Origin of the sequence: Arthrobacter sp. NPDC097144 (assembly GCF_044762205.1) — a bacterium.
GTDB lineage: Bacteria > Actinomycetota > Actinomycetes > Actinomycetales > Micrococcaceae > Arthrobacter_B.
The window spans coordinates 1-26,988 of the sequence record NZ_JBIWDW010000002.1; the positions used below are offsets into that span (position 1 = coordinate 1).

At 65.5% G+C, this 26,988-nt stretch carries 23 protein-coding genes, 2 tRNA genes and 1 rRNA gene; 22 read left to right on the forward strand and 4 right to left on the reverse strand.

From position 1 onward, the window contains the following. From rrf to thiL, 8 genes are all read left to right on the forward strand, one after another. Nucleotides 1–94: ribosomal RNA gene (rrf, locus tag ACIQXM_RS03605) — 5S ribosomal RNA — on the forward strand; the annotation flags it as partial. A 187-nt stretch (nucleotides 95–281) separates the two neighbouring features. Beyond that, complete coding sequence (locus ACIQXM_RS03610) at nucleotides 282–1,055, forward strand: fumarylacetoacetate hydrolase family protein (RefSeq protein ID WP_400927780.1); 774 nt, start codon at nucleotides 282–284, stop codon at nucleotides 1,053–1,055. Nucleotide 1,056: 1 nt separating this feature from the next. Then, nucleotides 1,057–1,674 carry a hypothetical protein gene (locus ACIQXM_RS03615; protein ID WP_400927783.1) on the forward strand — a complete coding sequence of 206 codons (618 nt, stop codon included), beginning with the start codon at nucleotides 1,057–1,059 and terminating at the stop codon, nucleotides 1,672–1,674. 41 nt (nucleotides 1,675–1,715) lie between these two features. Continuing rightward, nucleotides 1,716–3,230 (forward strand): glutamate--tRNA ligase, encoded by a 1,515-nt coding sequence (gene gltX, locus ACIQXM_RS03620; protein WP_400927786.1) that lies wholly within the window; start codon nucleotides 1,716–1,718, stop codon nucleotides 3,228–3,230. A 4-nt stretch (nucleotides 3,231–3,234) separates the two neighbouring features. Beyond that, nucleotides 3,235–3,975: an HAD family hydrolase gene (locus ACIQXM_RS03625; RefSeq protein ID WP_400927788.1), complete on the forward strand. Its 741-nt coding sequence runs from the start codon at nucleotides 3,235–3,237 to the stop codon at nucleotides 3,973–3,975. Between the two features lie 130 nt (nucleotides 3,976–4,105). Continuing rightward, nucleotides 4,106–4,177 (forward strand) — tRNA-Gln (locus ACIQXM_RS03630). Between the two features lie 125 nt (nucleotides 4,178–4,302). Then, nucleotides 4,303–4,375 (forward strand) — tRNA-Glu (locus tag ACIQXM_RS03635). A 154-nt stretch (nucleotides 4,376–4,529) separates the two neighbouring features. Continuing rightward, complete coding sequence (gene thiL / locus ACIQXM_RS03640) at nucleotides 4,530–5,540, forward strand: thiamine-phosphate kinase (protein WP_400927791.1); 1,011 nt, start codon at nucleotides 4,530–4,532, stop codon at nucleotides 5,538–5,540. A 3-nt stretch (nucleotides 5,541–5,543) separates the two neighbouring features. Here the strand turns inward: thiL and ACIQXM_RS03645 are convergent, their stop codons facing one another. Together ACIQXM_RS03645 and ACIQXM_RS03650 are read right to left on the reverse strand one after the other, a co-directional pair. Further along, a complete protein-coding gene (locus ACIQXM_RS03645; RefSeq protein WP_400927794.1) occupies nucleotides 5,544–5,966 on the reverse strand; it encodes an ion channel in 423 nt (140 codons plus the stop codon). Nucleotides 5,967–6,003: 37 nt separating this feature from the next. Then, nucleotides 6,004–6,735, reverse strand: a complete 732-nt coding sequence (locus tag ACIQXM_RS03650; RefSeq protein ID WP_400927796.1) for an IclR family transcriptional regulator — start codon at nucleotides 6,733–6,735, stop codon at nucleotides 6,004–6,006. Nucleotides 6,736–6,877: 142 nt separating this feature from the next. On the opposite strand from ACIQXM_RS03650, the gene leuC reads away from it, so the two are divergent. The 6 genes from leuC to ACIQXM_RS03680 all read left to right on the forward strand — a co-directional run bounded on the left by leuC (nucleotide 6,878) and on the right by ACIQXM_RS03680 (nucleotide 13,522). Continuing rightward, nucleotides 6,878–8,365 (forward strand): 3-isopropylmalate dehydratase large subunit, encoded by a 1,488-nt coding sequence (leuC, locus tag ACIQXM_RS03655; protein ID WP_400927798.1) that lies wholly within the window; start codon nucleotides 6,878–6,880, stop codon nucleotides 8,363–8,365. Between the two features lie 9 nt (nucleotides 8,366–8,374). Beyond that, on the forward strand, nucleotides 8,375–8,974 hold the full coding sequence (gene leuD, locus ACIQXM_RS03660; protein ID WP_400927801.1) for a 3-isopropylmalate dehydratase small subunit: 600 nt from the start codon (nucleotides 8,375–8,377) through the stop codon (nucleotides 8,972–8,974). A gap of 244 nt (nucleotides 8,975–9,218) precedes the next feature. Next, entirely contained in the window at nucleotides 9,219–10,556 is a 1,338-nt protein-coding gene (gene murA, locus ACIQXM_RS03665; RefSeq protein WP_400927804.1) for a UDP-N-acetylglucosamine 1-carboxyvinyltransferase, read from the forward strand. 8 nt (nucleotides 10,557–10,564) lie between these two features. Beyond that, nucleotides 10,565–11,332 (forward strand): lysophospholipid acyltransferase family protein, encoded by a 768-nt coding sequence (locus ACIQXM_RS03670; protein WP_400927807.1) that lies wholly within the window; start codon nucleotides 10,565–10,567, stop codon nucleotides 11,330–11,332. Continuing rightward, the gene (locus ACIQXM_RS03675) at nucleotides 11,319–12,380 is read left to right on the forward strand and encodes an NAD(P)H-dependent glycerol-3-phosphate dehydrogenase (protein ID WP_400927810.1); all 1,062 of its coding nucleotides are present in this window, start codon (nucleotides 11,319–11,321) and stop codon (nucleotides 12,378–12,380) included. Before ACIQXM_RS03670 ends, ACIQXM_RS03675 begins: the two co-directional genes overlap by 14 nt. Then, complete coding sequence (locus tag ACIQXM_RS03680; protein WP_400927813.1) at nucleotides 12,377–13,522, forward strand: D-alanine--D-alanine ligase family protein; 1,146 nt, start codon at nucleotides 12,377–12,379, stop codon at nucleotides 13,520–13,522. Before ACIQXM_RS03675 ends, ACIQXM_RS03680 begins: the two co-directional genes overlap by 4 nt. Before the next feature lie 15 nt (nucleotides 13,523–13,537). On the opposite strand, the gene ACIQXM_RS03685 is transcribed toward ACIQXM_RS03680, so the two are convergent. Then, entirely contained in the window at nucleotides 13,538–14,014 is a 477-nt protein-coding gene (locus ACIQXM_RS03685) for a DUF3515 domain-containing protein (RefSeq protein WP_400927815.1), read from the reverse strand. A 94-nt stretch (nucleotides 14,015–14,108) separates the two neighbouring features. On the opposite strand from ACIQXM_RS03685, the gene ACIQXM_RS03690 reads away from it, so the two are divergent. Continuing rightward, a complete protein-coding gene (locus ACIQXM_RS03690; protein ID WP_400927818.1) occupies nucleotides 14,109–15,113 on the forward strand; it encodes an LCP family protein in 1,005 nt (334 codons plus the stop codon). 429 nt (nucleotides 15,114–15,542) lie between these two features. Here ACIQXM_RS03690 and ACIQXM_RS03695 read toward each other — a convergent pair whose 3' ends face one another. Further along, complete coding sequence (locus ACIQXM_RS03695; protein ID WP_400927821.1) at nucleotides 15,543–15,716, reverse strand: hypothetical protein; 174 nt, start codon at nucleotides 15,714–15,716, stop codon at nucleotides 15,543–15,545. 225 nt (nucleotides 15,717–15,941) lie between these two features. Here ACIQXM_RS03695 and ACIQXM_RS03700 point away from each other — a divergent pair, with 225 nt between their 5' ends. From ACIQXM_RS03700 to ACIQXM_RS03730, 7 genes are read left to right on the forward strand one after another with little or no spacing between them, the layout of a single operon-like run. Beyond that, on the forward strand, nucleotides 15,942–17,144 hold the full coding sequence (locus tag ACIQXM_RS03700; protein ID WP_400927824.1) for a glycosyltransferase family 4 protein: 1,203 nt from the start codon (nucleotides 15,942–15,944) through the stop codon (nucleotides 17,142–17,144). Beyond that, nucleotides 17,141–18,886, forward strand: coding sequence for a glycosyltransferase family 4 protein (locus ACIQXM_RS03705; RefSeq protein WP_400927826.1), 1,746 nt, complete (start codon nucleotides 17,141–17,143; stop codon nucleotides 18,884–18,886). Before ACIQXM_RS03700 ends, ACIQXM_RS03705 begins: the two co-directional genes overlap by 4 nt. Further along, nucleotides 18,886–19,773 carry an ABC transporter permease gene (locus ACIQXM_RS03710; RefSeq protein ID WP_400927828.1) on the forward strand — a complete coding sequence of 296 codons (888 nt, stop codon included), beginning with the start codon at nucleotides 18,886–18,888 and terminating at the stop codon, nucleotides 19,771–19,773. The genes ACIQXM_RS03705 and ACIQXM_RS03710 overlap by 1 nt, the downstream gene beginning before the upstream one ends. After that, entirely contained in the window at nucleotides 19,760–20,659 is a 900-nt protein-coding gene (locus tag ACIQXM_RS03715) for an ABC transporter ATP-binding protein (protein ID WP_400927831.1), read from the forward strand. The genes ACIQXM_RS03710 and ACIQXM_RS03715 overlap by 14 nt, the downstream gene beginning before the upstream one ends. Then, nucleotides 20,660–22,567, forward strand: a complete 1,908-nt coding sequence (locus tag ACIQXM_RS03720) for a glycosyltransferase (protein ID WP_400927834.1) — start codon at nucleotides 20,660–20,662, stop codon at nucleotides 22,565–22,567. Then, nucleotides 22,548–23,840, forward strand: coding sequence for a UDP-N-acetyl-D-mannosamine dehydrogenase (gene wecC / locus ACIQXM_RS03725; RefSeq protein ID WP_400927837.1), 1,293 nt, complete (start codon nucleotides 22,548–22,550; stop codon nucleotides 23,838–23,840). Before ACIQXM_RS03720 ends, wecC begins: the two co-directional genes overlap by 20 nt. Then, complete coding sequence (locus ACIQXM_RS03730) at nucleotides 23,837–26,941, forward strand: CDP-glycerol glycerophosphotransferase family protein (RefSeq protein ID WP_400927840.1); 3,105 nt, start codon at nucleotides 23,837–23,839, stop codon at nucleotides 26,939–26,941. The genes wecC and ACIQXM_RS03730 overlap by 4 nt, the downstream gene beginning before the upstream one ends. The last annotated feature ends 47 nt before the right edge of the window (nucleotides 26,942–26,988 follow it).

Genomic DNA, 26,988 nt, shown 5'->3' on the forward strand with positions numbered 1-26,988 from the left:
AACGCCCGGTCCCATTCCGAACCCGGAAGCTAAGACCCACAGCGCCGATGGTACTGCATCCGGGAGGGTGTGGGAGAGTAGGTCACCGCCGGACAATATTTGGCAGAGAAGTTCAGGCCCGCACATTGTGCGGGCCTGAACTGTTTAACAGGGCATGGACTGCTTAGCAGTGCAGACGCCTCAGAGCGCCCGTCATCCGCCGGGGGACACGGCGCCGGAACGTGGAAGCAGGTCCCGTCCATTGGAGCGGAACCGGGCTTTCGTCTACTAGGCTTGAGTGCATGCGTATTGCTCGATTTGTACTAGACAGTGACCCAGCGTTCGGCGTCGTGGACGGTGACGAAGGCCAGGAAGAGATTGCCGTCATTAAGGGCGATCCGTTCTTCTCCGGAGTGCAGCTCACGGGTGAGCGGCACAAGCTCGAGGACGTTCGGCTCCTGGCGCCGATCATCCCCCGAAGCAAAGTGGTGGGTATCGGACGCAACTACGCGGACCATGCCAATGAAATGGGCAATGAGGTGCCTCCGGCTCCGCTGATGTTCCTCAAGCCCAACACCTCGGTGATCGGCCCCAATGACCCCATTGTTCTGCCGGCCTTCTCCGACGAGGTCTCCTACGAGGCTGAGCTCGCCGTCGTCATCGGCCGCATTTGCAAGGACGTCCCGCTGGAACGCGTGGACGAAGTGGTGTTCGGCTACACCTGTGCCAACGACCTCACCGCACGCGACGCCCAGCGCACCGACAGCCAGTGGGCCCGGGCCAAGGGCTTTGACACGTCCTGCCCCCTCGGACCCTGGATCGAAACGGAACTGGACACGGATGATGTGGCCGTCCGAGGCTACCTCAACGGTGAACTGGTTCAGGATGGCAACACCAGCGAGATGATCTGGGGAGTCAAGGAGCTCGTCTCCTACGTGTCGCAGGCCTTCACCCTGCTCCCCGGGGATGTCATCCTCACCGGTACGCCCGCCGGAGTCGGCCTGATTTCCGACGGAGAGCGGTACGAGGTCTCCATCGAAGGCATCGGCCGCCTGTCGAATACCGCCCGCAGCTAGCGTGGGCACCCCCGGCGCCGGCCGTGCGCGCAACCGCGTGCAGGTCCGGCGCCTTTTGCCGCCCGGAGCAGTGTGGGCGGCTGCCCTTTGTGCCGCGCCTTTCCTGAACGACGCCGGCACATCCGCGCTGATCTGGGGTGCAGGCTCCGCGGTGCTCATCGCCCTGTTTCCCTGGGCCCTGGTCACCGTCCTGGACCGGCGCGGAGATCTGCGCCGCGGAATCGAACGGCTGGGCGCACCGCCGGTTATCCTCGGAGGTTTCGGCGCCGCGTACGTGGTCCTGCGCATCATCCAGTGGACGGACGGCCCGCGGGCACTGGCCGCCGTCGTCTTTTCCCTGATCGCCGCTTACACCCTGACCCGGGTGCTGGCACGGGCGGTCCCGCTGGACTGGGGCAGCGTCACGTACGGTGCGGCCGCCGTCGTCCTGCCGGTCCTGCTTTATCTGCTGATTCCCGGTGCCGGGGGCATTGCCGCGGCTGCAACTGTGCTCGTCCTGTGCCTCGCCGGACTGCTGGGAAGCGGCCGCCAGACGCGGGGGAAGACTGCGGCAGCGGCTGCCGCGGGTGTGCTGGCGGGCGGCGGAGTGTTCCTCTGGCTGCTCTCCTACAGCCTGTGAACGTTCGGGCCAACGCAGCAAGAGACTAAACTGGAAGCATCATGACTAACCTGCCTTCACTTGCCGACCTGCCCACCGTCGATGACAACACGCCAGTGCGCGTGCGGTTCTGTCCCTCACCTACCGGAACCCCGCACGTGGGCCTCATCCGGACCGCCCTGTTCAACTGGGCCTACGCCAAGCACACCGGCGGAAAGATGATCTTCCGCATTGAAGACACCGACACCGCCCGGGACAGCGAAGAGAGCTTCCTGCAGCTTCTTGACGCGCTCGACTGGCTGGGGATCACCTGGGATGAAGGCGTCAACGTTGGCGGACCGCATGAGCCGTACCGCCAGTCCCAGCGCGGCGACATCTACCAGGACGTTATTGCCAAGCTCAAGGACGCCGGGCACCTGTACGAGTCCTACTCCACGCCGGAGGAAATCGAAGCCCGCCACCGTGCAGCGGGCCGCGACATCAAGCTCGGCTATGACAACTATGACCGCGACCTGACCGAAGAGCAGATCGAAGCCTTCAAGGCCGAAGGCCGCTCACCGGTGCTGCGTGTGCGCATGCCCGACGAGGACATCACCTTCAACGACCTGGTCCGCGGGGAAATCACCTTCAAGGCCGGCACTGTTCCGGACTTCGTGGTGGTCCGCGCCAACGGGGCCCCGCTCTACACGCTGGTGAACCCGGTGGATGATGCGCTCATGGGCATCACCCACGTGCTGCGCGGCGAAGACCTGCTGTCCTCCACTCCGCGCCAGGTTGCGCTGTACCGTGCCCTGATCGACGTCGGAGTCGCCCAGTACATGCCGCTCTTCGGTCACCTGCCCTACGTGATGGGAGGCGGCAACAAGAAGCTCTCCAAGCGCGACCCCGAGTCCAGCCTCTTCCTGCACCGCGAACGCGGCTTCATCCCAGAAGGCCTGCTCAACTACCTCTCCCTGCTGGGCTGGTCGATGTCCGCTGACGAGGACATCTTCACGGTGGACCAGCTCGTGGAAAAGTTCGACATCCACGACGTCCTGGCCAACCCGGCCCGCTTTGACCTGAAGAAGGCCGAGGCCATCAACGGCACCCATGTGCGGATGCTCGATCCCGAAGACTTCCGGAACCGGCTGGTGCCGTACCTGCAGCAGGCCGGGCTGGTGGGGGAGACCCTGACCGCCCGTGAAGAGGAAATCCTCACCGAAGCCGCCCCGCTGGTCCAGGAACGCATCACCCTGCTGGGCGAGGCTCCGGAGATGCTCGGTTTCCTCTTCAAGGCCGACGACGCCATTGACGTGGCCGATGACGCCCGGAAGGGCCTGCCCGAGAACCTCACCGAGGTGCTGGACGCCGCCATCGCTGCGCTGGAACCGGTTACGGACTGGACGGCCGAGAACATCCAGGCAGCGCTGCGCACTGCCCTGGTGGAGGAGATGGAGATCAAGCCGCGCAAGGCCTTCGGCCCGGTCCGCACCGCCGTCTCCGGCCGGCGCATCTCGCCTCCGCTGTTCGAATCCATGGTGATCCTGGGCAAGGACTCCTCGCTGGCCCGCCTGAATGCCTTCCGGAACGCAGGCTAGCAACATGTCCCGCAGCCCGCAGGTCCGCGGGGTACTCTTCGACATTGATGAGACCCTCGTGGACCTGCGGGCTGCCATGGGTACCACCCTGCAGTCGGTCAGCGCGGAGGACCTCGCGCATTTCACGCCGGGGGACTGGGACGCCTACACCTCTCTTTTTGCCGCCGATCCGCAGGGACACTATGACGCCTACCTGGCAGGGCACCTGAGCTTTGCCGACCAGCGGGTGCTTCGCGTGCAGCACGCCCGGGAGCAGGCAGGCATGGCGCCGCTGGACAGCGATGCCGCCCGGGCCTGGAACGAAGCCTACGAAGAGATGCTGCCGCTGCACTTTCGGGCGTTCGATGACGTCGTTCCGCTCCTGGATGAGCTGGACGCCAGGGGTATTGGATACGGGGCTGTGAGCAACAATGTCCACGACTATCAACGGGCAAAGCTCGACGCCGCAGGACTGCGGCGGATCAAGATCCTCGTGGGTACCGACACCGTTGGGGCCGCCAAGCCGGATCCGGCAATCTTCCTTGAGGGAGTGCGCCTGCTGGGCACCGGGGCGGCACACACTCTTTACGTGGGGGACAACCTGCGCGTGGACGCGGAAGGTGCCTGCGCGGCAGGTCTGCAGGGGATCTGGCTGGACCGTGCCGGAAACCCCTCGCCGGTAAGGGATACCGGCAATGTCCTAGTTTCCAGTGATATTGTCACCGTGCGCTCCCTGACCGAAGTGCCGGATTTGCTGGCGGGCTGACTTGGGCGGCAGCAGTCGAGAGGTGCAGATCAGCCGTTTTGTACTTCCTCCGGAAGGCGTGTATAGTTGTATCTCGTGCTGAGGGGTTGCAGCAGAGAATAACTTCTCTGAAGCGGCCGGAAAAGCGCAGTGGGATATGGTGTAATTGGCAACACATCGGTTTCTGGTACCGACATTCTAGGTTCGAGTCCTGGTATCCCAGCGGTTCTCATCTGATAAGAAATTATCAATTTGAAGAACAACGGTAAGTGTGAAAAACTTATCGAGCTCAATTTGAAGTTGAGCAGACGGAAAGCAGGACGCCTTCAGGGCAGATTGCTTGTACCTGGCCCCATCGTATAGCGGCCTAGTACGCTGCCCTCTCACGGCGGTAACGCGGGTTCGAATCCCGCTGGGGTCACAAATTAGCCGGCTCCGGACATTATGTCCGGGGCCGGTTTTGTTTTGCCCGGACATTTCTCCGTCCACATTGGTGGGGCAGCACCTGCGGGCTCCGCGCCGGGCATGCTAATTTCGAAACCCTATCCGCTCCACTAAAACCCAAGGAACAGCCTGTGCCGTCCAATGCCCTGACCGTGGACCAGCTCGATGAAAAGGCGCTCCTGGCCCGGATCTTTCCCCGGCTGGGTCCGGACACCGCACTGCTGGGCCCCGGCGATGACGCTGCGGTGATAGCCGCCCCGGACGGCCGGTCCGTGATTTCCATCGACACCCTGGTCCAGGACGCTGATTTCCGGCTGGCCTGGCCGTCGGGCTACCGGACCACGGGGTTTGACGTCGGCTGGAAGTGCGTGGCGCAGAACGTTTCCGACATCCGTGCCATGGGCGCCGTCCCCACGTCCCTCGTCGTCAGCCTCACCCTCCCCGGCAGCACGGCAGTGGATTGGGTGGAGGACCTCGCCGACGGGTTGGCAGCCGGCATCTCGGCCCTGGCCCCCGAGCGCTGCTCCGTGGTGGGCGGGGACCTGGGGCGCGGCAGCCAGATAGTGGTGACAGCGGCCGTCACGGGTGATCTGGAGGGCCGGGCTCCGGTGCTGCGCTCGGGAGCCCGCCCGGGCGACGTCCTGGCCCACATCGGGGCGCTGGGACTGGCTGCGGGCGGCCTCGCGGTGCTGGAAAGCAGCGTCGACATGACACATCCCGGGGGAACCGATGACCAGGAGCTCGCCGGCTTGCTCATGGCCCAGTGCCGGCCCCGGCTGCCCCCAGTCGGATCCGGGCCCGCCGCAGCGGCTGCCGGCGCCACCGCCATGCTGGATGTCTCCGACGGGCTGGTGCGCGACGCCGGCCGGATCGCCCGCGCCTCCGGAGTGGGCATCGATCTCGACGCCGGCATCCTCCGCACCATGGCCGCGTCCCTGGCACCGGCAGCAGCCCGGCTGGGTGCCGACCCGCTGGCCTGGATCCTGGGCGGCGGAGAAGACCACGGCCTCCTGGCGGCCTTCCCTCCGGACGCAGCGCTGCCCGAAGGTTTTGTCCAAATCGGCACGGTGCACGACGGCGAGGGCGTCACTTTCGGCGGACAGGCCCCGCCGGTGACCGGCTGGGACCACTTCGCCGGCTGACAGCTACCGCAGGATATGCCGGTTTCGGATCCGCTCCGCGAGGGCCAGGAGCTCCTCGCGGGAAAGGTCCGGCAGGTTTTCCATCTCGCTGATGAGTTCATCGAGGCTGGTGTTGGCACGGGTGCGGAGAATTTCGCTGTAGTAACCAACAATGACACCGGTGGCCAGCGCCACCACCAGGATGCCGTAGAGCGCCACGACAACGGTGATGAGCCGGCCCAGCCCGGTTACCGGAACAATGTCGCCGTAGCCAATCGTGGTGAAGGAAACAAAGAGGAACCAGAGGGCATCACCGAAGTCCTCGACGTCGGGTTCCAGCCGGGGCAGCAGCAGCGCCGCCGCCCCGAGCACCACGAGGAATCCGGTGAAGACCCCGTCCGCTCCGGTGGTGCGGACAATGTTCCAGAGCAGGCGCAGCCGTTTCATGGGAACTCCTCGGAATCGGAAGAGTCCCAGAATAGGGCTAGTCGGCGCTCTTCCGCAGTGCTTCGGTCAGCTGCGCGGCAGCCTTGGCCACCACTTCGGCATGGATCCGGCCGGGCTGGCGGGTCAGGCGCTCGATGGGACCGGAGATGGACACCGCGGCGATGACGCGGCCGGATGGACCGCGCACGGGAGCGGACACCGAAGCCACGCCGGGCTCGCGTTCGCCCAGGCTCTGCGCCCAGCCGCGGCGCCGGACACCGGCCAAAACCGTGGGGGTGAACCGGGCGTTGTGCAGCCCTTCAAGGAGGCGGTCATGGTCTTCCCAGGCCAGCAGGCACTGTGCGGCGGAACCGGCCTTCATGGACAGCTGCGTGCCCACCGGGATGGTGTCCCGCAGGCCGATTGGCCGTTCAGCGGAGGCCACGCACACCCGCCATTCACCCTGGCGCCGGAAAACCTGCGAGCTTTCGCCGGTGGCGTCGCGCAGGGCCAGCAGCACGGGCCCGGCGGCTGCGATCAGCCGGTCCTCGCCGGCGGCCGAGGCCAGCTCCACCAGCCGGCCGCCCAGTACAAACCTGCCCTGGATGTCACGGCCCACCAGCCGGTGGTGGGCCAGCGCGACGGCGAGCCGGTGCACCGTGGGACGGGCAAGCCCGGTGGCAGCTACCAGCTGCGCCAGGGTGGTGGGGCCCGCCTCCAGCGCATCGAGTACGAGGGCCGCTTTATCAATCACGCCGACGCCGCTGGCCGAGCTTTCTGTTGTGTCCATAGCTTGATACTGCCGTCTCATTATTTGAGATGCAAATCGAAAAAGTGGCGTCTATGCAGGTGCGGCTGGTTGTCTTAAAAACATCGGCTTTGCGCGGCCCTCTTTTCGGTCCGCGGAAGACACTTCACAAGGAGCATCAGGCATGGGTGAGTACGCAGCAGGCAGGACGCTTGCAGAAAAGGTCTGGGACGAGCACGTTGTCGTCAAGGGCGAAGACGGAGCGCCGGACCTGCTCTACATCGACCTTCACCTCATCCATGAGGTCACCTCGCCGCAGGCCTTTGAAGGGCTTCGGCTGGCCGGCCGGAAACTGCGGCGCCCGGACCTCACCATTGCCACCGAGGACCACAACACCCCCACTCTTGATATCGACAAGCCCATAGCGGATCCCATCAGCCGCACCCAGATTGAAACGCTGCGGGCCAACTGCGCCGAATTCGGCGTGCGCCTGCATCCCCTGGGCGACGCCGAACAGGGAATCGTGCACGTGGTCGGACCGCAGCTGGGCCTGACCCAGCCCGGCCTGACCGTGGTCTGCGGCGATTCCCATACCTCCACCCACGGGGCATTCGGAGCGCTGGCCATGGGCATCGGCACCTCCGAGGTGGAGCACGTGATGGCCACCCAGACACTGTCGCTGAAGCCCTTCAAGACCATGGCCATCACCGTGGAAGGGACCCTCCGCCCCGGTGTCACGTCCAAGGACATCATCCTGGCCGTCATCGCCAAGATCGGCACCGGCGGCGGGCAGGGCTACGTGCTGGAGTACCGCGGATCAGCCATCCGTTCGCTGTCCATGGAAGCCCGGATGACCATCTGCAACATGTCGATCGAAGCAGGCGCCCGCGCGGGCATGGTGGCCCCGGACGAGACCACGTTCGCCTACCTCAAGGACAAGCCGCACGCGCCGCAGGGCGCGGACTGGGATGCCGCCGTCGAGCACTGGACATCGCTGGCAACGGACGACGACGCCGTGTTCGACGCCGAAGTGTTCCTGGACGCGGACGCCCTGGAACCGTTCGTCACCTGGGGCACCAACCCCGGTCAGGGCGTCCCGCTCTCGGAATCCGTTCCGGACCCGGCGGACTTTGGTGATGAGAATGCCCGTGCCGCCGCGGAACGCGCCCTGACCTACATGGACCTGGCCGCCGGCACGCCCATGAAGGACATCCGGGTGGACACGGTGTTCCTGGGCTCCTGCACCAACAGCCGGATCGAGGACCTGCGCATCGCGGCGGACATTATCCGCGGCCGGCAGAAGGATCCGAACATCCGCATGATGGTGGTGCCCGGCTCCGCCCGGGTGCGGCTGGAGGCGGAAGCTGAAGGCCTGGACCGGGTGTTCAAGGACTTCGGTGCTGAATGGCGCTTTGCCGGCTGCTCCATGTGCCTGGGCATGAACCCGGACCAGCTGGCCCCGGGGGAGCGGTGCGCCTCCACCTCCAACCGCAACTTTGAGGGCCGCCAGGGCAAGGGCGGCCGCACGCATCTGGTATCGCCGGTGGTCGCTGCTGCCACCGCCGTCCGCGGCACCCTGAGTTCACCTTCGGACCTTGAGCCGCTTTCCGCAGCCGGCTCTGCCGCCGCCTCCGCCTACGTCCAGTCCGCCTACGTCCAGCCCGCCCGCTAGGAGCCCGCCATGGAAAAGATCACCACCCACACCGGCATTGGGGTGCCGCTGCGCCAAAGCGACGTGGACACCGACCAGATCATTCCCGCCGTGTACCTCAAGCGGATTACCCGCACCGGTTTTGAGGACGCCCTGTTCGCGGCCTGGCGCAAGGATGAGAACTTCATCCTGAACCGGGCGCCCTACAGTGCCGGATCCGTCCTGGTGGCCGGGCCCGACTTCGGCACCGGCTCGTCCCGGGAGCACGCCGTCTGGGCGTTGAAGGACTACGGGTTCCGGGCCGTGCTGTCCTCGCGTTTCGCGGACATCTTCCGGGGCAACGCAGGCAAGCAGGGGCTGGTGGCTGCGCAGCTGGCACAGGATGACATTGAACTCATCTGGAAAGTGCTTGAACACTCACCCGGCACGGAAGTGACAGTGGACCTGGAAGCCCGCACAGCGGTGTGCGGATCGGTGACCGCCCCCTTCTCCATTGATGAATACACCCGCTGGCGGCTCCTTGAAGGGCTGGATGACATTTCCCTCACCCTCCGGAAAGAGTCCAATATCACAGAGTTTGAATCCCGCCGCCCTGCATTCAAGCCAATAACGCTTCCGGCTCTCGCCTAAACGGCGCTGCGGAAGGATTTGCTCCCCGCCCGGTTTCGCGGCCGGCGCGGAAAATCAGTATTATTGATGGGCCCCCAGCCGGGGGCCCATCGTCTTTTCCGCAACCGGTAGACCTGCGCCGGAGTGCGGGCCGCCGGTCCGCCTTGGGGGCGGCGATATTTCAGTATGCGGACGCTTGCTCCTATGCTTGAGTGCAGTCTCTCTTTGTTGATGGGGCATTCCAGGAAAAAGAAATTAGGTGTTCATGGGTAGCGTTCTAACCATCCGTGGTGGAGTTCCTCTGACAGGAAAAGTGCCCGTCCGCGGAGCTAAGAACCTTGTTCCCAAGGCCATGGTTGCGGCGTTGCTTGGCAATAGCCCTTCACTGCTGCGCAACGTTCCGGAAATCAAGGACGTTGAGGTTGTCACCTCGCTGTTGAAGCTGCACGGCGTTGAAGTAACCAAGGATCCCGTTACCGGGGACCTGACCATGGATCCGCAGAACGCCAAGACGGCTGCGTCCAAGGACATAGACGCGCATGCCGGTGATTCCCGCATCCCGATCCTGCTGTGCGGTCCGCTGATGCACAGCCTGGGCGAGGCCTTCATCCCTGACCTGGGCGGCTGCAAAATTGGTGACCGGCCCATCGACTTCCACCTGCAGATGCTGCGGAACTTCGGGGCCGTGGTGGAAAAGCGCCCCGGTGGAATCTCCATTTCCGCGCCCAAGGGCCTGACCGGCGCCAAGCTGGAACTGCCCTACCCCAGCGTCGGAGCCACCGAGCAGGTGCTGCTGACCGCGGTGAAGGCCGTGGGCATCACCGAGCTGCGCGGTGCCGCTGTGGAACCCGAAATCCTGGACCTCATTGCCGTGCTGCAGAAAATGGGCGCGATCATCACGGTCCAGACAGACCGGGTTATCCGCATTGAGGGCGTTTCCGAACTGACCGGATACAACCACCGTGCACTGCCTGACCGCAACGAAGCTGCCTCCTGGGCCTCCGCTGCCCTGGTGACCAAGGGCGACATCTACGTTGAAGGCGCCTCCCAGCAGGACCTGACGGCGTTCCTGAACACCTACCGCAAGATCGGCGGCGCCTTTGACGTCGACGACGGCGGCATCCGCTTCTACCACCCGGGCGGGGCACTGAACCCCCTGGTGCTGGAAACCGACGTCCACCCGGGCTTCATGACCGACTGGCAGCAGCCGCTGGTGGTTGCCCTGACCCAGGCGCAGGGCGTGTCCATCGTCCACGAAACCGTGTACGAGAACCGTTTCGGCTTCACTGATGCGCTGATCCGCATGGGTGCGAACATCCAGGTTCACCGCGAATGCCTCGGAAGCGTTCCCTGCCGGTTCGGCCAGCGCAACTTCCTGCACTCGGCAGTCATCTCCGGCCCCGCCAGCCTTAAGGGCGCCGAGATCGACATTCCGGATCTTCGCGGCGGCTTCAGCCACCTCATCGCGGCCCTGGCCGCGGAGGGAACCTCGCGGGTCACGGGAATCGAACTGATCAACCGGGGATACGAGCACTTCCTCGAAAAGCTCGAAGCCCTCGGCGCCGATTTCGACGTCGAGGTCCTCCAGGCAAGCGGCAGGTAAGCGCAGCCATGGCTGAGTCGGTCAAATCACGGGCGGCATTCGCCTTCCTGGCGGGCACCATGCGGCCGGTAATGAACCTCCTGCTGCGCAAGCAGTGGGAGGGACTGGAAAACCTTCCCCGGGACACCGGGTTCATTGCCTGCCCCAATCACGTGACGGAGATCGACCCGGTGGTAGTGGGGCACTTCTTCTACAACCAGAAGATCATGCCCCGCTACCTGGCCAAGGCCTCGCTCTTCAAGGTTCCGGTCCTGGGTGCCGCACTGCGCGCCACCGACCAGGTTCCGGTGCAGCGCGTCACCGCGGGCGCCTCGGCGTCGCTGAAGAGCGCCCGAACAGTGATCGACGCCGGCGGTGCGCTGATTATCTACCCCGAGGGAACGCTGACCCGCGACCCCGACCTGTGGCCCATGCGCGGACGCACCGGAGCGGCACGGCTTGCCCTGCAGACCGGAGCTCCCGTGGTGCCCGTGGCCCACTGGGGAGCCGAAGCCGTGCTGCCGCGCTACAGCAAGCGCATCCACCTGTTTCCCCGCAAGACGGTGCGGGTGCGCGTCGGCACACCCGTGGACCTCTCGGACCTCCGCGGACAGCCGATGACCAAGACCGTGCTGGACACCGCCACCGAACGCATCATGGACAGCCTGACCGCCCTGGTGGGCGAACTGCGGAACGAAACGCCGCCGCCCGTGCGCTGGGATCCGGCCCTCAAGGGCCAGAAAGCCACCGGCAGGGATTTTGATCAGAACGGAACGGACAAGAATGAGCTGGCGTAACAACACCCATCCCGAAGCGGTGGCCGTCCTGGGCGCCGGCAGCTGGGGGACCACCTTCGCGAAGATCGTCGCTGATGCCGGCGCCGCCCGCGGAAAGGACGCGCACGGCACGAGCGTCCGCATCTGGGCGCGCCGCCCGGAAATCGCCGAAGAAATCAACGGCCAGCACCGCAACAGCCAGTATCTGAAGGACACTGTCCTGCCCGCCGGCCTGACTGCATCCGCGGACCCCGCCGAGGTGCTTGCCGGTGCCGAACTGGTGGTCCTCGCCGTTCCGGCGCAGACCCTTCGCGCCCAGCTGCGCAGCATCCGGCACCTGATTCCGGAGGGCGCCGTCGTCGTTTCCCTGATGAAGGGCCTGGAAGTCGGCACGGACTCGCGGATGAGCCAGGTCATTGAAGAGGAACTGCACTGGCCCCAGGACCGCGTGGCCGTCATCTCCGGCCCCAACCTGGCCATGGAGATTGCCAACCGGCAGCCCACCGCATCGGTGGTGGCCTGTTCCGACCTGGAAACTGCTGCCTGGATTGCCCGTGCCTGCACGGCACCCTATTTCCGCCCCTACACCAACACAGACGTGGTGGGCACCGAAATCGGCGGCATCGTCAAGAACGTCATAGCCCTGGCCGTTGGCATCTGCGAAGGCAAGGGCATGGGGGACAACACCAAGGCGTCGGTGATGACCCGCGGCCTGGCCGAGACCACGCGCCTGGCCCTGGCCCTGGGCGGCAATGCCGAAACCATGGCCGGCCTGGCCGGTATGGGCGACCTCATTGCCACCTGCTCCTCCCCGCTGTCCCGCAACCACACCGCCGGCCGGCTGCTGGCGCAGGGCCTGACCCTGGAGGAGGTCAACGCCTCCATGAAGCAAACTGCCGAGGGCATCAAATCGGCGCAGGCCGTGCTGGACCGTGCCACCCAGCTGGGCGTCAACATGCCCATCACTGAAAACGTGGTTGCCGTCCTGCAGGGCGAAATCACCGTTGATGAACTGGGACCGCGTCTGCTGTCCCGCGAACTGAAATCCGAAGGTGTGCAGGTTCCGTGAGTATTGATCCCGTAAGTCCCGATGCCGCCGCCGGCGAACGCCCCCGCGTGGCAGTCCTCTTTGGCGGACGGTCCAGCGAGCACGCGGTGAGCTGCGTAACGGCCGCCGGTGTGCTGGAAGCCATCGACCGCACCAAGTACGACGTCGTTCCCGTGGGCATTGCGCGCAACGGGCAGTGGTCGCTGGTCTCGGCCGATCCCGCTTCCTGGTCCCTGCGCTCCGAGTCCCTCCCGGAGGTTGCCCCCGGCGCTGAGAGCATTGTCCTGTCTGCGGACAGCACCGGCTCCGAGCTGGTGGCACATTCCGAGGGGGCGCTGCCGCGCAGCATGGGCCGCATTGACGTCGTCTTTCCCGTGCTCCACGGTCCGTTCGGCGAAGACGGAACGCTGCAGGGGATGCTGGAAATGGCGGATATCCGTTACGTGGGTGCCGGCGTCCTGGCATCCGCTGTGGGCATGGACAAGCACTACATGAAGGTGGTGTTTGAATCTGCAGGGTTGAAGGTGGGCCCGTATGAGGTCATCACGGACCGACAGTGGGAAAAAGATGCCCAGGCCTGCCTGGACCGGTCCGCCAAGCTGGGGTTCCCGCTGTTCGTTAAACCTGCGCGGGGCGGTTCTTCCGTTGGCATCAGCCGGGTGGCGGATGTTGCCGGACTGCGGGCCGCGATTGAAGCAGCCCGCCTGCATGATCCCAAGATCGTGGTCGAAGCCGGAATTGCCGGCCGCGAAATCGAAGTGGCAGTGCTTCAGGGCCGCGGCACCGAGGACCCCCGCACCAGCTCTCCCGGTGAGGTGGCCGTCCAGGACGGCGGGCACGAGTGGTATGACTTTGAGGCGAAATACGTGGACGGAACTGCCGCTCAGCTCAGCTGCCCGGCGGATCTTCCCGAAGACATTACGGAGCAGGTCCGGGAGCTGGCCGCGGCCGCCTTCGAGGCAGTTGGCGGGGAAGGACTGTCCCGCGTGGACTTCTTCTACACGAAGGACGGCGAGCTGATCATCAATGAGATCAACACCATGCCCGGCTTCACGCCCATCAGCATGTATCCGCAGATGTGGGCCAAGTCCGGCCTGCCGTACACGGAACTGATCGATGAACTGATTTCCCTGGCGCTGGCCCGCAAAACCGGGCTGCGCTGAGGCCGGCTGCCGGTGCTACTGCGCCGGCAGCTCGAGATCGCTGCTGCTCACGCAGCTGCGGGTGGGTTCGATCCGGGCCACCGAATTCTCCAGCTGGACCAAAAGTGTTGAAGAGGACACTTCCTCCGGATCGAAAATGACTTCAACCGCCGGTTCCCGGCCGTAGGTGGTGGCAGTCCATGTGGTGTCGTCTTCACGCAGGATCCAGTCGACGCCGTTGACTGTGGCGCACGCGTCGGTGGTCGGCCCGGGAACCGGGACACCGCAGCGCAGAATGATCTTGGACGGATTTCCCCAGGCCGAGCTGGCCTGGCTGTCCGTTTTGCGCTGTTCCTGGCCGGCGAGTTCCGAGGGCAAAGCCACCATCACCTCGGCGCAGTCCGGGTTGCCGGCGTCCGGAGCCGCTTCAATGTCGGCAACCGGAGTGCAGGCGGTCAGGCCCGCTGCGAGGGTAAGGACGGCCGCCGTCAGGGCAGCGCGGGAGGAGAACATGCCTTACAGGTTATCTTCCCCGGGTCCTCCCCGGAGAATCCGGTGATTACCCCGGGCCGCCCGGCTCATAGCTCGTTCGATTCAGGGAGTTTTTGTGACGCAGTACGTTCATGGCCATGAGCAGCAGCCAGCCCGCCGGCGGCATCCGTTGCGCAACACCCTGAGGGTTTTGCTGGTGCTCCTTGTCACCGCGGCGCTGATAGCCGGCGGCTATCTCTGGAGCCTGGCCCGCAGCTGGGACAACGGCACCACCACCATTGAAAACGCCCTCCCCGCCAACAGTCCCCTCAAGGACCCGCGGGCGGGGAACTCGCAGAACATCCTGCTGATCGGCACCGATGAGCGCGACCCCGGGTCCGAGGCCGCCCGGTCCGACACCATGATGCTGCTTCACGTCCCCGGTGACGGAAGTGCCGCCTACGTCATGTCCATCATGCGGGACACCTGGACGGACATCCCCGGCTACGGCGAGCACAAAATCAATGCGGCCATGGCCCTGGGCGGGGTCCCGCTGGTGGTGGACACCGTGCAAACCATGTTTGACGCCCCGGTTGACCACGTGGCCATTGTGGACTTCGAAGGATTCAAGGGGCTTACCGATGCGCTGGGCGGGGTGGAGGTGGACAACCCGCTGGATTTCTCTTCCAGCATTGCCGACGACCATTTCCCGGCGGGAATGGTATCCCTGGACGGAGAGTCAGCCCTGAACTATGTGCGCGAGCGGAAGGCCTTCGCTGAGGGCGACTACCAGCGGGTCCGCAACCAGCAGACATTTGTCCGGGGGCTGATCTCCTCGGCCCTGTCAAAAGAAACCCTCCTGAACCCGGTCCGGGTGAGCCGCGCGGTATCTGAGATTTCCCCGTACCTCAGCGTTGACGAGGACCTGGACTCCCTTACCGCGGGGAGGCTTGCCTTCTCAGTAAGGTCAGTTCGCGGCGGAAATATTGAAATGTTTACGCTGCCCACGGAAGGCACCGGAACTTCAAGCGACGGACAGTCTATTGTGATCAAGAACGAAGCGTCCATTGCCGAGATTGCACAGGCACTGGACACAGACACAATGGCAGAATATCTGGCAGCTAATAGTGGGGGAATATAGCGTGAATGCATGGCTCTGGCGGCGACGGGCCGTAACCGCAGCAGCGGTTGCCGTGCTTTTCTCATCGGTGGCGGCGGGACCGGCACTGGCGGTGGAAACTCCGCCGCCGGGGGTGCCCGCCCCGGCACCCACTGTTCCGCCGGTGCCTACCAATCCGCCGCCCGTGGTCCCCACGCCGGAGCCCCCGGTGGTTCCGGTGCCCGCGCCGCCGCCTCCCTCCACGCCCGCTCCTGCCCCCGTTCCGGACCCTGTCCCTGTTCCGGAGCCGGAGCCTACGCCGGAGCCCGCCCCGGCCGCCCCCTCCATTGACCCCGCAACCGGATACGTGATCGACGCCGCCACAGGCTATCTGGTGCATCCGGAGACGGGTTGGCTGATTGAAAGCGGAACCGGATTTCTCATTGAACCCGGCAGCATGCTGTATACGGACTATCGGTGGGATCCGTTGACCGGCGTGGTGCAGCTGGGGGTGGAAGCCACACCTTCCCCCACGCCTTCCGAGACCCCTTCCCCCACGCCGTCGGCCTCTGCCACCCGCTCCTCCACGCCCAGCCCTTCTCCCACCCGGACAAAGGCCAGCGTGCCGGCAGCGGGTTCGGACAATACGCCGGTGGCTGCGGAATCGGCGTCGTCAAAAGATGAAGCAGGTTCGGACTGGATAATTCGGAGTGTGGTTATTCTGCTGCTTTTGGCAGGCGGCGCTGTTTACTATTCCAAAATGCGCGGATCAGGTGCGGCGGAAACACTAAATCGTTCAACAAACGAGAGTAGACTGGGCAGATAATTTCTAGTCTCGGCGTAGGTCCGTATCGCATTGGGGGAATGATTGTGCGGGTTTTGCTGCTAACGCACTCGTATTCACCCGAACACAGCCCGCCCCAGCGGCGCTGGACCCAGATCATCCGGACCTTCCGGAAACTGGGCTGGGACGTCGACGTCGTCGCTCCCGTTGCGCATGCCCCGCACGGACGGCGCACCCTGCCGCGCGCAGAAGCCGGCCGCGCGTTCCGCCGCGGCCCAGGCGTCTACGGTGAACGGATCCGCCGGGTTCCCTACCTCTGGCACCGCACCACCCGGCTGGGACGGCTGGCGGACCATCTGGTATCGGCAGCCTGCACCGTGCCCGCAGCGCTCATGGGCCCCACACCGGATGCCGTGATCGTCACCGTCCCCAGCCTGCCGATCCTGGGCTCCGGCTATGTGGCCGCACGCCTGCTGCGCCGGCCCCTGGTCGTGGACATGCGGGACGCCTGGCCGGACATCGCCCGGGACGCACGCCTGGTTCCCGGCGGCACCAAGGGCCTGGCCGAACGCGCCATTACAGCCATCCAGAACCGCGCGGACCTCGTTGTCACCGTGACGTACGGTTTTGCGCAGACACTTCGTGACCGCGGACTGGGGAACGTGGCGACTGTCAGCAACGGCGTGGACGTGTCCGTGCGTGAACTGCTTCTGCCGCCGCCGGAGCAGTCGGATTTCCTGAACGTGCTGTACCTGGGCAATCACGGCGAGAGCCAGCGCCTGGACGTGGTGATCCGTGCTGCCGCCCTGGCCCGGGACTGCGTGCGGTTGAGCCTCGTGGGACACGGCGTGCAGCGGCGGGAACTCATCGCGTTGGCGAAGGAACTCGATGCCCCGGTGGTGTTCCACGATCCGGCTGTGGGCGCCGAGGTGATGGAACACTACCGCCGCGCGGACACCTGCGTGGTCTCGCTGCGGGATGACTGGAAGTCCTTTGAAACCACCATTCCGTCCAAAACCTATGAAGTCCTAGCCGTCGGCCGGCACGTGACCGGGATTGTGCTCGGCGAAGCCCGCAAGATCATTGAGGAATCCGGAGCCGGTGACGTTGTTCCGGCCCACCCCGAAAAGGTGGCTGAGCTGTGGCGCGAGCTGGCGCAGGACAGATCCAGGCTGCTGACCGGTACCGCCGGACGTGACTGGGTGCATGACAACGCCAACGTGGATGCCCTGGCCGAGTCCTATGCGGAGCTGATAACCACGCTGGTGGACGGGGTCTCCACTCCGTGAACCGTTGGGCAATCCTCCTTCGCAACCTCCGCCTCGCCGGAGGAACCGCCGTCGAGCATTTGGGCGATGACCCCGTGGTGCTGGCGCTGCAAGTCTCCCGCCGCCTGCCGCCGCGCATGCTGCAGAAACTGCTGGATGCCGCCGCGCATATCCCCGGCCGGGGAACCCTGCCCTCACTGGAGGCACTGCTGCGCGGCGACATTTCCCGGCTCGAGAAAAACCTGCGGAAAGGCATGCAGGACCCCGACAGCGACGGACGCCGGCTGCACCTGGCAGACCTGGCGACCGCAGCCGGACTGCCGGACCTGGCTGCCGGGCTCCTGAAGGAAGTGGGGCCCGGCGCTCCGGGACGCAGGGGAACCGCGGCCCGGCTGAATTGGTACAACGGTGACATGCAGGGCGCGGTGAAGGCCCTGGACGGCGGGTCCTCCCGGGAAAGAGCGCAGCAAAGGCGGCTTGCCGCCGAGGCACGGGTTTTTGCCGGCTGGCAGCCCACCCTGTCGCCGGAGCAGGGGTACCGCCCGAAGCCCCGCACCGTGCTCCACGTCCTCACGAATTCCCTGCCCCACACCCAAAGCGGCTACGCCCAGCGCACGCACTCCATCCTGAAGGCCCAGCTGGACCTGGGCTGGAACGTCCATGCCGTGACCCGGCTGGGCTATCCCGTGCAGGTGGGGAAACTCCGTGCCCGCGACACCGACGTCGTTGACGGCGTGACCTACCACCGGCTCCTCCCGGCCGTCATGCCTTTTGGCATGGACCGCCGCCTGCAGCGCCAAGCCGAGGACCTGCTGGCACTGGCGCGCGTGCTGCGGCCGGCCGTGCTGCACACCACCACGCACTTCACCAACGGACTTGTGACCGCCGCCGTGGCCGAGGCACTGGGGATTCCCTGGGTATACGAGGTCCGCGGCCAACTGGCGGACACCTGGGCCTCCACCCGGTCCGACGCCGCCCGCAGCACCCAGCGCTACCTCCAGTTCAAGGCCTGCGAAGGCCGGGTGATGAACCGTGCCTCGCTGGTGCCCACCCTGGGAACGGTGATGGCCGCGGAAATCGAGGCAGCCGGAGTGGACCCCGCCAAGCTCCTGCTCCTGCCCAACGCCGTGGGGGAGTACTACCTCAACGAGCCGCTGCCGCCGCAGCAGGCCCGCGTGGAGCTGGGGCTGCCGGAGGATTCCGAGATTATCGGAACAGTGAGCAGTCTGGTTGACTATGAAGGTTTGGATGACCTGCTGAGGGCGTTTGCCCTGCTGGCACCCCGGCATCCGCAGCTGAGGTGCCTCATCGCCGGCGACGGCACGGCTGCACCGGGACTTAAAGCCCTGGCCGCGGAGCTCAAGATTGACGGGCGCGTTCTTTTTCCCGGACGTGTTTCCCGCGAGCAGGCACATTTGTATCATCAGGCACTCGACATTTTTGTGGTGCCCCGGAAGGACTTGAACGTGACACGAGCGGTTACCCCGCTGAAGCCGGTGGAGGCCATGGCCTGCCGCACCCCCGTGGTGGCCAGCAGGCTGCCGGCCCTGGCGGAACTGGTGAACGACGGCGACAACGGATTATTGGTGCAACCGGAAGACCCAGCCGCCCTGGCACAGTCGCTGGAGAGCCTGCTCCTGGACGGGGACCTGCGGAACCGGCTGGGACGCAACGGCCGCACCGAAGTCCTCGCGACCCGCACCTGGCGGGCCAACGCCGGCCTCTGCCTGGAACGCTACGAGGGTCTGACGGGTGCTGCCTGATGAGTTCCATCGAAACTGACGCATCAACGGCAGCCCGGGTCAAGCCGCTTTCGGTCGATGTGCGCGGCCTCCAGCGAGTCGGAGCGCGGCCCGGATTTGTGGACTATCTGGTCCAGGTCTGGAATTACCGCGAGTTTATCTTTTATGACGCTAAATCCCGGGTCCAGAGCGGCAACCGCCGGGACCGGCTCGGCAGCATCTGGCTGATCCTGAACCCGGTGCTCAACGGCCTGACCTATTTCCTGATCTTCGGGCTGATGCTGGGCACCGGCGCCGGGATAGAGAACTTTGTCGGCTACCTGGTCATCGGCATCTTCCTTTTTCAGTACAGTTCACGCGCCATCACCAACGGTGCGCGGTCCATTCAGCAGAACCGGGCCGTGGTCCAGGCGTTCAGTTTCCCCAGGGCGACCCTGCCCATATCGGTCAACCTGAGGGAACTGCTCGCCAACATCCCCGGGTTCATCGTCATGGTGCTCCTGGTGCTGCTGATGCCTCCCACGGAGAAAATCTCCTGGCTCGGACTGCTGATCATCCCGGCCATTGCACTGCAAACCATCTTCAACCTGGGCGTAGGGCTGATTCTGGCCCGCGTCATCTCCAAGGTTAATGACGTGGTGCACCTCCTGAGTTTCGCCCTCCGGGCCTGGATGTATGCGTCAGCCATTTTTTATTCCTATGACCGGTTCATTGACCAGCCGGTGTTCCTGGAAATCATCAAGCTGAACCCTCTGTTCAACGTCCTGGACATCGTCCGCGACGTTCTGCTCTACAACACCGTGCCCAGCTGGCAGTCCTGGGCCATCCTCACCTGCTGGGCCTTTGGTGCGCTGGCCATTGGAGCCCTTTATTTCTGGCGGGCGGAGGAAACCTATGGACGCGGCTGAGGACCTGGACTATCTGCTGGAGGATCCCTGCATCGTCATCGATGAAGTGAGCATGCGGTATCGGGTGCCCTCAAGCGAGGCACCGGCCTATGCGGACAGCAGAAACACCGGTGCAAAGATGTTCCGCAGGCTGACAGCTAAGCCGAACCTCGTCACTGTCGACGCGCTGAACCCCCTGTCGCTGGTGGCGGTGCACGGTGAATCCATTGGCATTGTCGGCCGCAACGGATCGGGCAAGAGCACCCTGATGAAGCTCATCAGCGGACAGATCAAACCCACCACCGGAGCCGTCTACGCCGTCAGCACCCCCGTCATGCTGGGGGTCAACGCGGCCCTGGTGCCGGAACTGCCGGGAGACCACAACGTGGTCCTGGGCTGCCTGGCCATGGGCCTGAACCGGGCGGAGATCGCCGAGCGCTACGACGAAATTGTTGAGCTGTCCGGCCTGGAAAAAGCCATCCACCTGCCGATGCGTTCCTATTCCTCCGGAATGGCCTCCCGCCTTCGTTTCGCCATTGCCGCCAGCATCGATCCGGAGATCCTCCTCATCGATGAAGCACTCAACACCGGCGACGCACAGTTCGCGGACCGCAGCAAAAAGCGGATGGACGAGCTTCGGGAGAACGCCGGCTGCGTGTTCCTGGTGAGCCACAGCCTGGAAACCATTCTGGAAATGTGCACCCGCGTGGTCTGGATGGACAAAGGGGATCTCATCATGGACGGCGAGCCCCAGGCAGTTGTCCAGGCCTACCGGGACTTCACCAAGCAGCTCTCACAGGGCAACAACATTACGGCCGGGAAAATGCGGAGGGCCGCCATCAACTCGCTGACGGTCACCCGCGTGGTGGGCCGCGGCACCGGACGCCGCAGCACGGGGACCCGGTAAATGGGACTGCTCGCCGAGGTTCGCACCGGGCTCTGGCACCTCAGGGCAGGCGGTCCCGCCCAGGTCCGCGACTGGAGAATCCGGAGCCGGGCACAGCGCGGCTTCACTGATCCCGCCAACGCCCGCGGGGTGGAGGCAGGATGGATCGGCCGCGGTTCCGCCCGGCGGCTGTCCATCCCCGCTGCGTCCCTGCCGGCTCCGGCACCCCGCAGGAGCGACCTGACGGTGGGCGTCATCCTCGATGAGTTCTCAGCCATGGCCTTTGCCCATGAGTGGAACACCGTTGCCCTGGACCCGGCTTCCTGGCAGCAGCAAATGACGGATGCCGCCGTGGACCTGGTGTTCATTGAATCCGCCTGGGCCGGCAGCAACCGGCTGTGGCGCGGAAAACTCGCCGGACCGGCAGGCCCTGCCCCTGAGCTGGTGGCCCTGCTGCAGTGGAGCCGGCAGCAGGGCATCCCCACCGCTTTCTGGAACAAGGAAGATCCGCCGCACTACGAGGATTTCCTGCCCGCGGCAGCGCTTTTTGACCACGTGTTCACGTCCGATGTGCGCCGGGTGCCGTTCTACCGGCAGGACCTGGGCCACGACAACATCGGGGTGCTTCCCTTCGCCGCCCAGCCGGCCATTCACAACCCGGTACGTCCCCGGCACGGCAGGCATTCCCGGGACATCGCCTTTGCCGGCATGTACTTTGCACACAAGTACCCGGAGCGCCGGGCGCAGATGGACCTGCTCCTGGGCGGGGCGATGGACGCCTCGGCAAAGCTCCCCACGGGGCTGGAAATCTTCTCCCGAAAACTCGGCGGGGACCCCAACTACCAGTTTCCGGCACCGCTGAGCGCCCGCGTGGTGGGGTCCCTGAGCTATCCGCAGATGCTCTCGGCCTATAAGGCCTACAAAGTGTTCCTGAACGTCAATTCGGTGGTGGACTCTCCCAGCATGTGTGCCCGGCGCATCTTTGAAATCAGTGCGGCCGGCACTCCCGTCATCAGCACGCCCAGCACAGCAGTGGAGCAGTTCTTCGCCCCCGCGGAAGTTCCGGTGGCAGCCACCCGGGAGCAAGCCGCCGCGCTGAGCCGGGCACTGGCTTCAAATCCGGAGTACAACGACCGCACCGTACACCTGGCCCAGCGCCGCATCTGGGACCGGCACACCTACGCGCACCGGGCCGAAGCAGTTTTGCAGGCGGCCCTTCCCGCCCGCGCCCGCCCGGTGTCCCGTCCCTCGGTTTCGGCGCTGGTGCCCACCATGCGCCCGCACCAGCTGGAAAGCCTGTTCAGCACACTGGGCCGCCAGCAGGGAGTGGACCTGGAACTGGTCCTGCTGACCCACGGTTTCGAACCGGTTCCGGAGCAGATCAAGGCGCTGCAGGTAAAGCACGGGCTGGCCAAAGTGACGCTGCTGACCGCTGACCGCACCGTACCCCTGGGCGAGTGCCTGAACCGGTGCGCTGCAGCCGCCACGGGGGAGGTGGTCGCCAAGATGGACGACGACGACCATTACGGTCCGCACTATCTCAGCGACCAGCTGCACGCCCTGGAGTATTCCAACGCGGACATCGTCGGCAAGCAGGCCCACTACATGCACCTGCGCAGTTCCAACGCGACGGTGCTGCGCTTCGGCTCCCGGGAGCACCGGTACACGGATTTTGTCATGGGGCCCACCATCGTGGCCCGCCGCAGCCTGGTCCTGGAGCTGCCCTTCCCCGCACTGGGCCTGGGCGAGGACACCGGCTTTCTCCGGCAGGCCGCCGCCGCCGGCAAGCGCATCTACTCAGCAGACCGTTTCAACTACTTTCAGGTCCGGGAAGCAACCGGGCACACCTGGCAGGTCGACGACGCCACCCTGCTGGCGTCCGGTGATCTGAGATTCTATGGGGGACCACATGAGCACACAGATATATAAGGCCGGCGAGGCCGCCACCGAGATCGCCACCGTCGCCGTCGTCGGCCTCGGGTACATTGGGCTGCCCACCGCCGCCATCCTCGCCGGCAAAGGCCTGGACGTGATCGGCGTGGACGTCAATCCGCTCACTGTGGAGGCCGTCAACCAGGGCCGGGTGCCGTTCATTGAACCCGATCTGGGCATCCACGTGGCCGGCGCAGTGAGCCAGGGCCTCCTCACGGCGCAGGAAACCATGCCGGAAGCGGACGCCTACATTGTGGCCGTGCCGACGCCGTTCCGGGAGGACAAGACAGCGGACCTCGTTTATGTGGCGGAGGCCGCCCGGAACATTGCCGCCCGGATCCGGCCCGGCAACCTGGTGATCCTTGAGTCCACGTCCCCTCCCGGCACCACCCGCCGGATGGCTGATGTCATTCTGGAGCTGCGCCCGGATCTGGCGGCGGCAGCCAACGGCGGCAGGGATGCCGTCCTGTTTGCCCACTGCCCGGAACGGGTGCTGCCCGGACGCATCATGATTGAACTGGTCACCAATGACCGCATTATCGGCGGGCTGACGCCGGAAGCGGCAACCGCCGCGGCGGGCCTGTACAGCACGTTCTGCCAGGGGAGTATCCACCTGACCGACGCCGCCACGGCCGAGATGGCCAAGCTGGTGGAGAATGCCTACCGCGACGTGAACATTGCGTTCGCCAATGAGCTCTCCGTCATCAGCGACAATCTTGGCATCGACGTGTGGAACCTGATCGAACTGGCCAACCACCATCCGCGCGTGAACATCCTCCAGCCCGGCCCCGGCGTTGGCGGTCACTGCATCGCAGTGGACCCCTGGTTCATTGTGTCCGCGGATCCGGAGAACTCCCGGCTGATCCGCACCGCCCGCGAGGTTAATGATGCCAAGCCCGGGCACGTGGTCGCCGAGGTAATGGCAGCCGTGGAAGGCATGGAAGCGCCCGTCATCGCCGCCCTCGGCCTGGCGTTCAAAGCAAACATCGATGACACCCGTGAATCTCCGGCCGTGGAAATCGTCCGCCGGCTGGCACTGGAAAACCCCGGCTACCGGATCCTCGCCGGCCGGTCCCTGCTCGGGGCGAAACTTCCGGAGGAGCTTGAACCGCTGCCGAACGTCACCTCGGTGCTCACCGACGACGCTGTAGCCGCCGCTGACGCCGTCGTCCTGCTGGTGGATCATGACGCTTTCCGGGAGATCCGGCCCGAGCAGCTGGCCGGGAAGGCCGTCATTGACACCAGGGGATTCTGGCGCACCACGGCATGAAACGTTTTGCCCAGCGGTTCAGCGGTGCCGCCGCAGACCTGCATCCGGCGCTGAAGGCACGGATCCGGCGTGCCTCCGGGCGGGGGCCGCGCTCCGGCCGTTCCGACCACGGGCTGCTGAGCGTGGTGGTGCCGATGTACAACGTGGCGCCGTATCTGGACCGCTGCCTCACCAGCTTGGTGAACCAAAGCTATGCCCGCCTGGAAATCATCATCCTCGACGACGGATCAACGGACGAGTCGGCAGCGCTGGCTGCCCGGTACGCCCGGTATGACCGGCGGATCCGCCTGATCAAACTGCCGCACGGGGGCAATGGGCGGGCACGGAACGCCGGCATCGCCGCTGCGCGCGGGCAGTTCCTCACCTTCGCCGACGCCGACGACGTCGTTCCCGCCGATGCCTACGAACTGATGATGGCCTCTCTGGCCGCAACCGGGTCGGATTTCTGCGTGGGTTCCTACGGCAGGATCCGCGGCAGCAGGAAGACTCCGGTCCGCCTGGCTGAACAGCTCCATGCCCGGGCGCGGTCCCGTCTAAGTGTCACCGATGTTCCGGGAATCATCGACGACGTCTTTCTCTGGAATAAGGTTTTCCGCCGGGAGTTCTGGGACAGGCACGTGGGCGCCATGCCGGAGGAGATCCGGCACGAGGACCAGGAAACCACCGCCCGGGCCTACCTGCGGGCCGCCTCCTTCGATGTTTTGGCGGACGTGGTCTACTGGTGGCGGATCCGCGAAGACGGCTCCTCCATCACGCAGGCGAAGTATCTGCTCGAAGACCTCCGGGACCGCCTGACCGTGGCCAATGACGTCACCTCCCTGATGGAAGCCGAGGCTCCGGCGGCGGTTGCGGCCCGCTGGTACCGGCGGCTGCTCGGCTCGGACCTGATTCCCTACATCGAACAGGTTCCGGACGCGGGCGAGGACTTCTGGCAGCTGCTCCGGGACGGCGTTCAAAAGTTCTGCACTGCCGGTGCGCCGTTCCTGCGGTACGTTGATCCGCAGGCACGCGTGCTGCTGTATCTGAGCGGCGAAGGCCGGCGGGAGGACATTCGCCGCGCCGTGGCGGACCGGATCAACAACGGTACCGCGAGCCCCCTCGTCTTTGACCGGGGACGGATCTTCGCTGAGCCGCCGCTGCTTCGGGTTCTTGATTCCGCCGTGGACCGCGACCTCCTGGAAGTTCATCCGGAGGCCCTTGAACTCGTGGCCGCGCTGGAACCCCCGGTATTGGAGGACGACGGCGGTGCCTTCGTCCGGGGGCACGCCTACCTGCGCAACGTGGACCTGCGCCGCACCGCCGTTCAGCTTTCGGCCGGCGTCACCGGAGAAAGCGGTTTTCAGGCACTGCCGATTCAGCACCGGACGGATCCGGACCTGGACGTTCTTTCCGGAGACCGCAACTGCAGCTATGCGGACTCGGCGTTCAGCCTGCGGCTGGACGCGCCCCTGCCGCCGGAGCTGATCCTGCGCGCTGAAGTCGACGGACACTGTGTGGAACGGACGGTGCCCCTGCCAGCCGCGGCCCAAATGGCCCGGGAGACCCCCGTTTCCGGACCCGAGGTGACGGCTTTACACGCGGCACCGGACACCGACACGGCGGAACTGGTCCTGGCTGGCGCCCCCGCAACGGCGGGTTACGCCTTGGTCACCGCCCGGTTCCGGATACCGGCCGCAGAGGTCACGGTCCTGCCCGACGGCGGGCTGCGGCTGAGCTTCCCGATGGCCGCCCCGCGGTGGGGCAGACAACTGCCGGCACCGCCGTCGGGCGCCTACACGCTGCGCTGGCGGGCCGGCGGAGGACAGCCGGGTCCCGCGGATCCGGCAGTGCCCGTTGCCGGCGGAACCGCTTCATCCTTCCGTTCGAGCCTGCTGAGCGCCTTGCGCGTACGCGGAATCCGGACGGCGTCGGGCGCCATGGCCGTGAGTATCGCCGCACCCCTGGCGGATGACGAGACCGGAACCTTCCACCAGTTCCGGCTGCGCCGGGAAGTGTTCGGTGGGGATCCGGCACCCGCACTTACGCCCGGAGTCTTCTTCGAGAGTTTTGGCGGAAAGAGCTGCTCGGACAGTCCGCGGGCCATTTCCGATTACCTTGCCGCCCGTGGCTTCAACGAACCCCTTTACTGGTCCGTCGCGGATCATTCCGTGGAGGTGCCGGAGTATGCGGTGCCGCTGCTGCAGGGCTCGGCGCAGTGGTACCGGAAGCTGGCGTCCACCCGGCGGCTGGTCAACAACAACAATTTCCCCTGGTATTTCCGGAAGGCTCCGGGCCAGTTCTATCTGCAGACCTGGCACGGAACGCCGCTGAAGAAGATCGGCCGGGACGTGCCGCAGCGGACCCTGTCCCTGTCTTACCGGGACCTGATGGCCAGGGAAGCGCAGTGGTGGGACCTGCTGCTGGCGCAAAACGACTTTGCCGCCAAGGTTCTTCCGGCGGCCCTGGGCTACACGGGGGACGTGCTCACCGCCGGATATCCCCGCAACGATTCGCTGCTGGATCCGGACGCCGGGGGAACCCGGAACCGGGTGCGCGGCCTGCTCGGCATCCCGGCCGGTCAGAAGGTGCTGCTCTACGCTCCCACCTGGCGCGACGCCGTCCGGGACGGTTCCGGGCGTTCGGACTGGACCGGGTTCCTGGATGTTGCCGAAGCCGGCCGAAGGCTGGGCCCGGGATGGACCTTCCTGATCCGCGGCCACCACAATGTGGCCGGGCAACGGCGCCTGGAAGACCACGCGCAGGCGATTGACGTGACCGATTACCCCGAGGTGAATGATCTGTATCTCGCCGCGGACGTACTGGTCACGGATTATTCGTCAGCGATTTTCGACTTTTCCGTGCTCGGCAAACCAATTGTTTTGCTGGTTCCCGATCTGGCAGAATACCGGCAGTCCCGGGGGTTTTATCCGGACCCGGCGGACGTCTTCTCTCTGCTGCCGACGGTCTCCGCCACTGCCGAACTTACGGGCGTCCTGAGCGCTTTGGGTCCGGAAAGATCCGGGTCCGGCGACGTCGCGGTCCGGTATGCATCTGCGGACCGGGGCGCAGCGGCTGAGGCAGCTGCCGCTGCGTTGCTGGCCGATACGCACATTGTGTTCTAAGGACAGGACGCAATGCCCAAAGCTTCCAGTTTTTGATGGTGACTTGA